The 12,053-nt window shown below is 69.5% G+C and carries 11 protein-coding genes; 9 read left to right on the top strand and 2 right to left on the bottom strand.

What is annotated here, in order from left to right:
• Positions 1 to 3 precede the first annotated feature (3 nt).
• From ABZ833_RS13605 to ABZ833_RS13590, 4 genes are all read left to right on the top strand, one after another.
• Entirely contained in the window at positions 4 to 723 is a 720-nt protein-coding gene (locus ABZ833_RS13605) for a YggS family pyridoxal phosphate-dependent enzyme (RefSeq protein ID WP_361045458.1), read from the top strand.
• A 124-nt stretch (positions 724 to 847) separates the two neighbouring features.
• A complete protein-coding gene (gene sepF, locus ABZ833_RS13600; protein ID WP_249590438.1) occupies positions 848 to 1,492 on the top strand; it encodes a cell division protein SepF in 645 nt (214 codons plus the stop codon).
• A gap of 70 nt (positions 1,493 to 1,562) precedes the next feature.
• Entirely contained in the window at positions 1,563 to 1,847 is a 285-nt protein-coding gene (locus ABZ833_RS13595) for a YggT family protein (RefSeq protein ID WP_249590439.1), read from the top strand.
• Between the two features lie 46 nt (positions 1,848 to 1,893).
• Complete coding sequence (locus ABZ833_RS13590; protein ID WP_361045454.1) at positions 1,894 to 3,003, top strand: DivIVA domain-containing protein; 1,110 nt, start codon at positions 1,894 to 1,896, stop codon at positions 3,001 to 3,003.
• A 201-nt stretch (positions 3,004 to 3,204) separates the two neighbouring features.
• Here ABZ833_RS13590 and ileS read toward each other — a convergent pair whose 3' ends face one another.
• Together ileS and ABZ833_RS13580 are read right to left on the bottom strand one after the other, a co-directional pair.
• Positions 3,205 to 6,345 carry an isoleucine--tRNA ligase gene (gene ileS / locus ABZ833_RS13585; protein WP_361045452.1) on the bottom strand — a complete coding sequence of 1,047 codons (3,141 nt, stop codon included), beginning with the start codon at positions 6,343 to 6,345 and terminating at the stop codon, positions 3,205 to 3,207.
• Positions 6,346 to 6,696: 351 nt separating this feature from the next.
• On the bottom strand, positions 6,697 to 6,888 hold the full coding sequence (locus tag ABZ833_RS13580) for a DUF1059 domain-containing protein (RefSeq protein ID WP_087883719.1): 192 nt from the start codon (positions 6,886 to 6,888) through the stop codon (positions 6,697 to 6,699).
• 316 nt (positions 6,889 to 7,204) lie between these two features.
• Between ABZ833_RS13580 and ABZ833_RS13575 the strand changes: the two genes are divergently transcribed.
• The 5 genes from ABZ833_RS13575 to ABZ833_RS13555 all read left to right on the top strand — a co-directional run bounded on the left by ABZ833_RS13575 (position 7,205) and on the right by ABZ833_RS13555 (position 12,032).
• Positions 7,205 to 8,110 (top strand): TraR/DksA family transcriptional regulator, encoded by a 906-nt coding sequence (locus ABZ833_RS13575; protein ID WP_361045448.1) that lies wholly within the window; start codon positions 7,205 to 7,207, stop codon positions 8,108 to 8,110.
• Positions 8,111 to 8,204: 94 nt separating this feature from the next.
• Positions 8,205 to 8,846 carry a signal peptidase II gene (gene lspA / locus ABZ833_RS13570; RefSeq protein WP_361045445.1) on the top strand — a complete coding sequence of 214 codons (642 nt, stop codon included), beginning with the start codon at positions 8,205 to 8,207 and terminating at the stop codon, positions 8,844 to 8,846.
• A gap of 61 nt (positions 8,847 to 8,907) precedes the next feature.
• Positions 8,908 to 9,849, top strand: coding sequence for an RluA family pseudouridine synthase (locus ABZ833_RS13565; RefSeq protein ID WP_249590444.1), 942 nt, complete (start codon positions 8,908 to 8,910; stop codon positions 9,847 to 9,849).
• Complete coding sequence (locus ABZ833_RS13560) at positions 9,846 to 10,316, top strand: GNAT family N-acetyltransferase (RefSeq protein ID WP_249590445.1); 471 nt, start codon at positions 9,846 to 9,848, stop codon at positions 10,314 to 10,316. The genes ABZ833_RS13565 and ABZ833_RS13560 overlap by 4 nt, the downstream gene beginning before the upstream one ends.
• Positions 10,317 to 10,442: 126 nt before the next feature.
• Entirely contained in the window at positions 10,443 to 12,032 is a 1,590-nt protein-coding gene (locus ABZ833_RS13555; RefSeq protein WP_361045440.1) for a Na+/H+ antiporter, read from the top strand.
• Positions 12,033 to 12,053 lie beyond the last annotated feature (21 nt).

The raw sequence follows: 12,053 nt of genomic DNA, 5'->3' as shown, positions 1-12,053 counted from the left end.
GGCATGACGGACCGTAAGTCTCAACTCACCGCAAATCTGGCGGAGGTCGAAGAGCGCATCGCCGCGGCGTGCGCGGCGGCCGGGCGCAAGCGGGAGGAGGTGACCCTGATCGTGGTCACCAAGACCTACCCCGCGAGCGATGTGCGGATCCTCTCGGAGCTCGGCGTGCGACACGTCGCCGAGAACCGCGACCAGGACGCGGCCCCCAAGGCCGCCGACTGCACGGATCTTCCCCTTGCTTGGCACTTTGTCGGTCAATTGCAGACCAACAAGGTCCGTTCTGTGGTCAGTTATGCCGATGTGGTCCAGTCCGTGGACCGCCCCAAGCTCGTGACGGCCCTCTCGGCGGGAGCCGTGCGCGCGGAGCGGGAACTCGGCTGCCTGATCCAGGTCGCCCTCGACGCCGAGGAGAACGGGCGGGGCGAGCGCGGGGGCGTGGGTCCCGGCGGAATCGAGGAGTTGGCCGGACTCGTGGCACAGGCTCCGGGGCTGCGGCTCGACGGTCTGATGACCGTGGCGCCGCTCACCGGTCCGTACGCGGGGCGGCAACAGGCGGCGTTCGAGCGGCTGATGGAATTCTCAACCCTTATGCGCGCGGCTCATCCTGCTGCGAACATGGTGTCGGCAGGGATGAGTGCGGACCTCGAACAGGCCGTGGCGGCCGGGGCGACACATGTGCGCGTCGGTACGGCGGTACTCGGAGTCCGACCCGGGCTCGGGTAACGTCGCCAAGAAGTCGGACCACAGCAGAAAATATGGTCATTCTCGCTGTTGGGCGGGGAGGCCTCGTGGATCGCGGGCAGTTGGTGACGACAGCCGATCCACCACAGAGCGGAGGACTCAGAGCATGGCCGGCGCGATGCGCAAGATGGCGGTCTACCTCGGCCTCGTGGAGGACGATGGGTACGACGGTCCGGGGTTCGACCCCGATGACGAGTTCGAACCCGAGCCGGAGCCCGAGCGGGACCGCAGGCGGCATGAACCGCCACACCAGTCGCACCAGTCCCGTCAGGCGCACGTGTCTGAAAGGGACGAATCGGTACGAGTGGTGCAGCCCCCCGCACAGCGTGAGCCGGTCGCCCATTCCGCTTCGCTAGCCGCGGAATCAGGACGTCCGGCGCGAATCGCCCCCGTGGCATCCATCACACCTGAACGCCAGAGCCTGGAGAAGAACGCACCGGTGATCATGCCCAAGGTTGTGTCCGAGCGGGAGCCCTACCGCATCACCACGCTGCACCCCCGGACCTACAACGAGGCCCGTACCATCGGGGAACACTTCCGCGAAGGCACTCCGGTGATCATGAATCTGACCGAGATGGACGACACGGATGCGAAGCGACTTGTCGACTTTGCCGCCGGTCTCGTCTTCGGCCTCCATGGCAGCATTGAGCGAGTGACGCAGAAGGTGTTCCTGTTGTCGCCTGCTAACGTCGATGTAACGGCGGAGGACAAGGCTCGCATCGCAGAGGGCGGGTTCTTCAACCAGAGCTGAGACGTAAGTGACGCAGTAACGCAGAACCGGCAAACGCAGCACGAGTAACAGGGGAGAGGGAACCGCGAACATGAGCGTGGTCTTGCAGGTGCTTTACATCGCGCTGATGTGCTTCCTCATCGTGTTGATCTTCCGGTTGGTCATGGACTACGTCTTCCAGTTCGCCCGCTCATGGCAACCCGGCAAGGCGATGGTGGTCGTTCTGGAGGCCACCTACACTGTCACTGATCCACCGCTCAAGCTTCTGCGGCGGTTCATTCCGCCGCTGCGTCTCGGGGGCGTGGCGCTCGACCTGTCCTTCTTCGTACTGATGATCATCGTCTACATCCTGATCACCGTCGTGAGCGGCTTGTGAACGATACGGTCTTGCCGAATGCCGACGACTACGTTGAGGTGAAGAGATGCCGTTGACCCCCGAGGACGTGCGGAACAAGCAGTTCACGACCGTCCGCCTCCGAGAAGGCTATGACGAGGACGAGGTCGATGCCTTCCTCGATGAGGTCGAAGCCGAACTGACTCGCTTGCTCCGCGAGAACGAAGACCTGCGCGCCAAACTGGCAGCAGCGACCCGCGCCGCTGCGCAGAACCAGCAGCAGGGCGGGATGCGCAAGCCTCCGGAACCGCAGGACCAGCGCGGTCCTGGCGCCCCTGTGCCCGCCGCAATATCGGGTCCGCAGCCGGTGCCGCCGCAGCAGCAGCACCCGCAGCAGCATCCGCAGCACCAGCAGATGGGCGGTCCGCCGCAGCTGCCCGGTGGCGCGCCGCAGCTGCCCGCAGGGCCCAGTGGGCACGGCCCGCAGGGTGGTCCGCAGGGCCCCGGCCCGATGGGCCAGGGCGGCCCGATGGGCGGCCCCATGGGTGGTCCCATGGGCGGCCACGGTCCGCAGATGCCCCAGCCCGGCCAGGGCCCCGGTGGCGACAGCGCCGCTCGCGTGCTCTCCCTTGCTCAGCAGACCGCTGACCAGGCGATCGCGGAGGCCCGTTCCGAGGCCAACAAGATCGTCGGCGAGGCTCGCTCGCGCGCCGAGGGCCTCGAGCGTGACGCCCGTGCCAAGGCCGACGCCCTGGAGCGGGACGCGCAGGAGAAGCACCGCGTGGCGATGGGCTCCCTGGAGTCCGCTCGCGCCACGCTGGAGCGCAAGGTCGAGGACCTGCGCGGCTTCGAGCGCGAGTACCGCACGCGTCTGAAGTCCTACCTGGAGTCGCAGCTCCGTCAGCTGGAGACCCAGGCCGACGACTCGCTGGCCCCGCCGCGGACCCCGGCGACGGCTTCCCTTCCGCCGTCCCCGGCGCCTTCCATGGCACCGGCCGGCGCGGGCGCCCCGTCGTACGGCGGTCAGCAGTCGATGGGCGGCAACCAGCCCACCGCAGGTCCGTCCTACGGCGGCCAGCAGCAGATGTCGCCGGCGATGACCCAGCCGATGGCGCCGGTGCGGCCGCAGGCCCCGCAGCCCATGCAGCAGGCCCCGTCGCCGATGCGTGGCTTCCTCATCGACGAGGACGACAACTGACGGCCGTTTCCACGCCTTAGGCGTCGGCAGCGTTCAGGGCGAGGCCCCCAGTTCTTCTGGGGGCCTCGCCCTTTTGCGTGCCCGCTCGCCTGAGGGTGCGGAGAGGGTGCAGAAACGTTCATCTGTGCGTGGGACGCAACGCCGAAGGCCCGGTCCCGCCAAGATCTTTGGAGGGACCGGGCCTTCGGTGACTCCCGGTGGTTACGCCTTGCGGAGGCGGAACGTCAGGGACAGGGACTCGTCCGTGAACGTCTCGCCGTACGCCTCGTCGGCCTCGCCCTGGGCGAAGTCCGTGGCGAGGACCTCGTCCCCGATGAGGTCGGCGTGGTCGGACAGGGCCGTGATCACGGCCGGGTCCGTGGAGGTCCAGCGCAGGGCGATCCGGTCCGCGACGTCCAGGCCGCTGTTCTTGCGGGCCTCCTGGATCAGGCGGATCGCGTCACGGGCGAGGCCCGCCCGGCGCAGCTCCTCGGTGATCTCCAGGTCGAGGGCGACCGTGGCACCGGAGTCGGACGCCACCGACCAGCCTTCGCGCGGGGTCTCCGTGATGATGACCTCGTCCGGGGCCAGCGTGATCTTCTCGCCGTCGACCTCGACCGACGCCGTGCCCTCGCGCAGGGCCAGGGACAGCGCGGCGGCGTCCGCGTCGGCGACGGCCTTGGCGACCGCCTGGACGCCCTTGCCGAACCGCTTGCCCAGGGCGCGGAAATTGGCCTTGGCGGTCGTGTCGACCAGTGAGCCGCCGACTTCGGAGAGCGACGCAAGGGAGGAGACGTTGAGCTCCTCGGTGATCTGGGCGTGCAGCTCCGGGTTGAGCGACTCGAAGCCGGTGGCCGCGACCAGGGCGCGGGACAGCGGCTGGCGGGTCTTGACGCCCGACTCAGCGCGTGTGGCGCGGCCCAGCTCCACCAGGCGACGCACGAGCACCATCTGCCGCGACAGGTCCGGGTCGATCGCCGACAGGTCGGCCTCGGGCCAGGACGTCAGGTGGACCGACTCCGGGGCGTCCGGGGTGACGGACACCACCAGGTCCTGCCAGACGCGCTCCGCGATGAACGGAGTCAGCGGGGCGATGAGGCGGGTGACCGTCTCCAGGACCTCGTGCAGGGTGCGCAGGGCCGCCTTGTCGCCCTGCCAGAAGCGGCGCCGGGAGCGGCGTACGTACCAGTTGGAGAGGTTGTCGACGAACGTGGACAGGAGCTTGCCCGCGCGCTGGGTGTCGTAGCCCTCCAGGGCCTGCGTGACCTGGTCGGTGAGCGCGTGCAGCTCGCTGAGCAGCCAGCGGTCCAGGAGCGGGCGCTCCGCGGGCGCCGGGTCGGCGTCGCTGGGGGCCCACTTCGATGTACGGGCGTACAGCGCCTGGAAGGCGACCGTGTTCCAGTACGTCAGGAGCGTCTTGCGGACGACCTCCTGGATCGTGCCGTGGCCCACGCGGCGTGCCGCCCACGGGGAGCCGCCGGCCGCCATGAACCAGCGCACGGCGTCGGCGCCGTGCTGGTCCATCAGCGGGATCGGGTCCAGGGTGTTGCCCAGGTGCTTGGACATCTTGCGGCCGTCCTCGGCGAGGATGTGGCCGAGGCAGACCACGTTCTCGTAGGACGACTTGTCGAAGACGAGCGTGCCGACCGCCATCAGCGTGTAGAACCAGCCGCGGGTCTGGTCGATGGCCTCCGAGATGAACTGCGCCGGGTACCGGCTCTCGAAGAGCTCCTTGTTCTTGTGCGGGTAGCCCCACTGCGCGAACGGCATCGAACCGGAGTCGTACCAGGCGTCGATGACCTCGGGGACGCGCGTCGCGGTCTCCTGGCAGGTCGGGCAGGGGAAGGTCACCGCGTCGATGTACGGGCGGTGCGGGTCGAGCTCCGACTGGTCGGTGCCCGTCAGGTCGGAGAGCTCGGCGCGCGAGCCCACGCACGTCAAGTGGCCTTCCTCGCAGCGCCAGATGGGCAGCGGGGTGCCCCAGTAGCGGTTGCGGGACAGGGCCCAGTCGACGTTGTTGGTCAGCCAGTCGCCGAAGCGGCCGTGCTTGACCGAGTCGGGGAACCAGTTGGTCTTCTCGTTCTCCTGGAGGAGGCGGTCCTTGATGGCCGTCGTGCGGATGTACCAGGACGGCTGCGCGTAGTAGAGGAGCGCGGTGTGGCAGCGCCAGCAGTGCGGATAGCTGTGCTCGTACGGGATGTGCTTGAACAGCAGACCGCGGTCCTGGAGGTCCTCGGTGAGCTTTTCGTCGGCCTTCTTGAAGAAGACACCGCCCACGAGCGGTACGTCCTCCTCGAAGGTGCCGTCGGGACGCACCGGGTTCACGACCGGGAGGCCGTACGCGCGGCAGACCTTGAGGTCGTCCTCACCGAAGGCGGGGGACTGGTGGACCAGACCGGTGCCGTCCTCGGTGGTCACGTAGTCGGCGTTGACCACGTAGTGGGCCGGAGCCGGGAACTCCACGAGCTCGAAGGGGCGCTGGTAGTTCCAGCGCTCCATCTCGGCGCCGGTGAAGGTCTTGCCGGTGACCTCCCAGCCCTCACCGAGGGCCTTCTCGACGAGCGGCTCGGCGACCACGAGCTTCTCTTCGCCGTTCGTCGCGACGACGTACGTGACGTCCGGGTGCGCGGCGACCGCGGTGTTCGAGACAAGGGTCCACGGAGTGGTCGTCCACACCAGGAGGGCCGCCTCGCCCGCGAGGGGGCCGGAGGTGAGCGGGAAGCGCACGAAGACGGAGGGGTCGACGACCGTTTCGTAGCCCTGTGCCAGCTCGTGGTCGGAGAGGCCGGTGCCGCAGCGCGGACACCAGGGGGCGACGCGGTGGTCCTGGACCAGGAGGTCCTTGTTGAAGATCTCCTTCAGGGACCACCAGACGGAGTCGACGTACTCGGGGTTCATGGTGCGGTACGCGTCGTCGAGGTCGACCCAGTAGCCCATGCGGGTCGTGAGGTCGGCGAAGGCGTCGGTGTGCCGGGTCACGGACTCGCGGCACTTGGCGTTGAACTCGGCGATGCCGTACGCCTCGATGTCCTTCTTGCCGTTGAACCCGAGCTCCTTCTCGACCGCGAGCTCGACCGGCAGGCCGTGGCAGTCCCAGCCGGCCTTGCGGGCGACGTGGTAGCCCCGCATGGTGCGGAAGCGCGGGAAGACGTCCTTGAAGACGCGGGCCTCGATGTGATGGGCGCCCGGCATGCCGTTGGCGGTGGGCGGGCCCTCGTAGAAGACCCACTCGGGGCGGCCCTCGGACTGCTCCAGGCTCTTGGTGAAGATCTTCTGCTCGCGCCAGAAGTCGAGCACGGCGTGCTCAAGGGCGGGCAGGTCGACCTGGGCGGGCACCTGGCGGTACTGCGGCTGCGTGTTCAACGCGCTTCCTCCGGCGGACGATTCCGTTCCGTCGGAGGGACGAGAGCCGCTTGTCGCGCTCCCGCGGTACCACCCTCCTTGGCCTTCCAGGCGTGTGTGACGCCCGGGAAAGCCCCCTCATTGGGGTCGCGATGCCGGGTCTACTGGCCTGCGGCGGGCCCGGGGGTCCACTGCCGGTGGTTCTTCCGGCGGCTCAGGGGTGATCTTCGCGTCGCGCCTGCCCCCGGGCTCACACCGTCCCCGGGTCGCTCTTGGCCGCTTACGCCGCTACTCGTCCCCATCCACGCTTCTCGCTCCGCCCAGTGTACGGGGCCGGGGTGTACGGGGCCGACCGGATTTCGGGCGGCCGTCTCAGGCGTGCTGAGGGACCTCGTCCCGGAGGGAGTCGCGGACCATCTTCCGCAGCTCCGGGCTGTCGGTGTGCCCGTGGACGGACACGGCGTGCTCGCTGGCGGCGCGGACCACTTCCTCCTCTTCGCCGGAGATGGCGAGGGTGCAGTTGGTCTCGCTGGGGAATTCGCGGCAGTCGGCTGTCTTGCGCATGACGCACCTTCTCTTGTCATGTCCCATTTTATGCCTGATTTCCGTCTCGAAGCGGCCTCGGAGCCGCCTTGGATCCCACGCCGCCTGGGCCGGGGGACTGACCCGAATGGCGACACGTGGAGGGTTCGGATCCTGGCCCGTCGTACCGGCCGGATTACCCGGCTGGGAGCTGGGCACAACGCATGCATGCTCGCCGCGCTGCACCCGTGGGGCGGGCGTATCGAGCGGCGTGCCCCGTTGCCGCGGGCCTTGAGTCGATTTATCGTCCCAGCACGATTGCGCGAGCAAGATCACAAAATGTGAAGGGGCCGCGGCCATGGTGGCGAAGAAGACCGCCGTACAGCATCCGGCGTCGGGCAGATCCACGGGCGCGGCCACACAGGGAGCAGGCGGAACGCACGGTTCCCACGGCACGCACGAGGCCGCGAAGCCCGTCGGCGAGAAGGCCGCGGCCAAGAAGACCGCAGCCAAGAAGACCACGAAGAAGGCGGCCGCCAAGAAGGCCGTCGCCAAGAAGGCGGTCGTCAAGGTCGCCGATGCCGGCAAGAAGACGGCAGCCGGGGAGGGCCCCGCCAAGGAGGCCGCCGCGGCCAAGAAGGCTCCCGCCGCCAAGAAGGCTCCGCCGGCGAAGAAGACAGCTGCCAAGAAGAGCACCGCCAAGAAGAGCACAGCCAAGAAGACGGCCGCGACAGCGGCCGAGGGTGCGGCTCAGGCCGCGGAGACGACGGGAGCCACGACAGTGGTCACGAAGAAGACTCCGGGCACGGCGACGGCAGCGAAGAAGCCGACGGCGGTGCCCAAGGCGCGTGTCGCCGCCGCGGAGCCCGGTGAGCTGGCGGTCCGGCCCGGCGAGGACCCCTGGACCCCGGACGAGGTCGAGGAGGCCCGCGCGGAGCTCCAGAGCGAGGCACTGCGGCTCGGAGCCGAGATCTCCTCCTCCGAGGACGCCCTCGCGGGCCTGATGCGTGACTCCGGGGACGGCGCGGGCGACGACGACGCGGACACCGGCACGAAGAACATCACGCGGGAACACGAGATGTCGCTGGCCGCCAATGCGCGCGAGATGCTCGAACAGACCGAGCGCGCCCTGGAGCGCCTCGACGCCGGGACGTACGGCATCTGCGAGAACTGCGGCAATCCCATCGGCAAGGCGCGGATGCAGGCCTTCCCCCGCGCGACCCTGTGCATGGACTGCAAGCAGAAGCAGGAGAGGCGCTACTGAAGACCGGAGCCACCGAACGCGGCCTGACCACCTGATGCCGTACGTGTGTGCCGTACCCTCGTCCCCAGTCAGGTACCTAGGTTGAGGGACTCACGTGGCAGAGGCGGAGCGCATCATCGGTACGCCGGACATCCCTGAGGCGGCTGGGACCGAGCCGGAGCAGTCCGCCTCGGGCTCCGGCGAGGCGACGGGGCAGAGCGAGCAAGGCGCCAAGGACGAGCAGACCTCGTCGGAGGAGCAGCGCCCCAAGGGCAAGCGCAAGATCCTCGTCCTGTTCGCGGTGGCCGTGCTGGCGTATGCCCTGGACCTCGTCAGCAAGATGATCGTCGTCGCGAAGCTCGAGCACCACGAGCCGATCGAGATCATCGGCGACTGGCTGCAGTTCAACGCCATCCGGAACGCGGGCGCCGCCTTCGGGATCGGCGAGGCCTTCACCGTGATCTTCACCTGCATCGCGGCGGCCGTGATCGTCGTGATCGCCCGCCTGGCCCGCAAGCTCTACAGCCTGCCGTGGGCGATCGCTCTCGGCATGCTGCTCGGCGGCGCCCTGGGCAACCTCACCGATCGGATCTTCCGCGCCCCCGGCGTGTTCGAGGGAGCGGTGGTCGACTTCATCGCGCCGAAGGGCTTCGCGGTGTTCAACCTCGCGGACTCGGCGATCGTGTGCGGCGGCTTCCTGATCGTGATTCTGTCCTTCCGCGGCCTCGACCCGGACGGGACCGTCCACAAGGACTGAGCGGGCCGCCCGGCGGGACGCGTGGTGCGGGAGTGTCGGTGGCCTCCTGCATACTCAATGGGTGAGCACGATTCCCGAGATCCGTACCCTGCCCGTGCCGGACGGCCTGGAGGGCGAGCGCGTAGACGCCGCCATCTCTCGCATGTTCGGTTTTTCCCGCACGAAGGCCGCCGAGCTGGCGGCGGCAGGCAAGGTGATGGTCGACGGCAGCGTGGTCGGCAAGTCCGAGCGTGTGCACGGCGGCGCCTGGCTGGAGGTGGAGATGCCGCAGGCGCCCGCTCCGGTGCAGATCGTCGCCGAGCCCGTCGAGGGCATGGAGATCATCCATGACGACGACGACATCCTCGTGATCGTCAAGCCGGTGGGCGTGGCCGCGCACCCGAGCCCCGGCTGGACCGGCACCACGGTGATCGGCGGCCTCGCGGCCGCCGGGTATCGCATCTCGACCTCGGGCGCCGCGGAGCGCCAGGGCATCGTGCACCGCCTCGACGTGGGCACGTCCGGTCTGATGGCGGTCGCCAAGTCGGAGCGCGCGTACACCTCCCTGAAGCGCCAGTTCAAGGAGCGCACGGTCGACAAGCGCTACAACGCGCTGGTGCAGGGCCACCCCGACCCGATGAGCGGCACGATCGACGCCCCCATCGGGCGCCACCCGAACCACGACTACAAGTGGGCGGTCACGGCCGAGGGCAAGCCCTCCGTCACGCACTACGACCTCATCGAGGCGTTCCGCGCGGCCTCCCTGCTCGACATCAAGCTGGAGACGGGGCGCACGCACCAGATCCGCGTGCACATGGCGGCCCACCGGCACCCGTGCGTGGGCGACCTGACGTACGGCGCCGACCCCACGCTCGCCAAGCGGCTCGGCCTCACGCGCCAGTGGCTGCACGCGGTGCGGCTCGGCTTCGAGCACCCCGGTGACGGGCAGTGGGTGGAGTTCGAGAGCACCTATCCGGACGACCTCCAGCAGGCGCTCGACCGGGTGCGAGCCGAGAGCTCATGAGTACCGGGGTCACCTGCCGCGTCGCGGTCGAGGCCGACGACCTGGAGGCCTGCTTCGCGGTCCGCAAGGAAGTCTTCGTCGCCGAGCAGCAGGTCCCCGAGGACCTTGAGTACGACGCGTACGATGCCGGGGCGGTGCATGTCCTCGCGGTCCGTGAGGACGGCCTGCCGCTGGGCACGGGACGCCTGCTCTTCGGAGCGGCGGCCGCGGCCAAGAACGGCGGAGATCCCGAGGTGGGCGCGCTCGGCCGCCTCGCGGTGACGCGGGCCGCGCGCGGACTCGGTGTCGGTGCGGCCCTGGTGCGGGCGATCGAGGAAGCGGCACGCGCGCGTGGCCTCACCGCGATCGACCTGCACGCGCAGACGCATGCGCTGGGGTTCTACGAACGACTGGGGTACGTGGTCTACGGCCCCGAGTTCCCGGACGCGGGGATCCCGCACCGGGCGATGCGCAAGCCGCTGGACTGAACCGCGGGTCCTCGCCGGGCGAGGGTGCCGGAGGGGCAAAGTCCCGGTTCGCGGGGGATGCGTGGCAGGGTTGAGGTCTTGATCGTCTGAGCCCCGAACCGCCTCGAAACCGCCGGAGGGCGCACCGTGGACCAACTGGCGCTGCTGCTCGTTCTGTTGCTCGGCGCCGTGGTGACGGTGCCCCTGGGGGAGCGGCTCGGGCTGCCAGCGCCCGTTCTCATGACGCTGGCCGGGATCGTTCTCGCCTTCGCCCCCTGGGTCCCGAACGTCGAGATCCCGCCCGACTACATCCTTCCGCTGGTCCTCCCGCCCTTGCTGTACGCGGCTGTCCAGCGCACCTCGTGGCGGCAGTTCGCGGCCAACAGACGCCCCATCTTCCTGCTCGCCGTGGCCCTGGTCTTCGTGACGACGGCGGCGGTCGCCGCGGTCGCGGGCTCGGTCGTTCCCGGGCTGCCGATCGCCGCCGCCGTGGCGCTCGGCGCGCTCGTGGCGCCGCCCGACCCGGTCGCCGCGACAGCCGTCGCCGGGTCGCTCGGACTGCCGCGGCGGCTCGTGTCGATCCTGGAGGGGGAGGGCCTCTTCAACGACGTCACGGCCATCGTGCTCTACCACGTGGCGATCGCGGCGGCGGTGAGCGGGACGTTCTCGTGGCCGGAGGCGGTGGGGCAGCTTGCGCTCTCCGCGGTGGTCGCCGTCGCCGTGGGGTTCGCGCTCGGCTGGCTCACCAACAAGCTCATGGGGCTGCTCGGTGAGGCCACCCTGCAGACCGGCCTGACGCTGCTCGTGCCCTTCGTGAGCTATGTCCTCGCCGAGGAGCTGATGGGCTCCGGCGTGCTCGCCGTGCTGACCACCGCGCTCTACCTCGCGGAGCACGCCGCCGACGCCGACGACGTGCTCGGGCGGATCACCGGGCAGACGTTCTGGCAGATCGTCGACACCCTGGTCACCGGCGTCGCCTTCGGGCTCATCGGGCTCGAACTGCACAACGTCTTCGGCACGGCGAGCGGCCGGGAGCTGCAGATGCTCGGCTGGGGAGCGGCCGTCGTCGCGGTCGTCGTCGGCGTACGCCTGATGTGGCTGCTGCCCGCGACCTGGCTCGCCAAGCGCCTGCACAAGCTGCGGGACGTCGACGAGGAGATCCCGACGACCTGGCGCGAGACCGTCGTCATGTGGTGGTCGGGGATGCGCGGCGTGGCCTCGGTGGCCCTCGCCCTCGCCATTCCGCTGAAGACGGACAGCGGGGATCCTTTCCCGGCCCGGGACGAGATCATCTTCATCGCCTTCTGCGTCATCATGGCGACCCTCGTCGTCCAGGGGCTCACGCTGCCCTGGCTCGTGAAGAAGCTCGGCGTGCGCGCGGACACCGACGTCGAGCGGGCCATCGAGCGGGATCTCGCCATCCGGGCGGCCAAGGCGGCCAAGCGGCGCCTCAAGGAGATCGAAGAGGTCGAGGAGCTGCCGGAGGACCTCTCGGAGCGGCTGCTGCGCGGTGCGTTCGACATCGGCGCGAGGATCAGCCCCGACATCGTCGACGACGAACGGCGCGAGCGGTACTCCAAGCGCGCCGACCGCCTCAAGGCGGTCCAGCGCATCCAGCGCGACATGATGTCGGCCGCCCGCCACGAGATCCTCGCGGCGCGCAGCGAACCCGGAGCCGATCCCGAGATCGTCGACCGGGTCCTGCACCACCTCGACGTACGCAGCCTGCGGTCCTGACGCGGGCGCGGGCCGCGGACC

Origin of the sequence: Streptomyces sp. NPDC047525 (genome assembly GCF_040643025.1) — a bacterium.
Lineage (GTDB): Bacteria > Actinomycetota > Actinomycetes > Streptomycetales > Streptomycetaceae > Streptomyces > Streptomyces durmitorensis.
The sequence above is the reverse complement of the archived record's forward strand: the minus strand, read 5'-3'. Positions and strand labels throughout refer to the sequence as shown.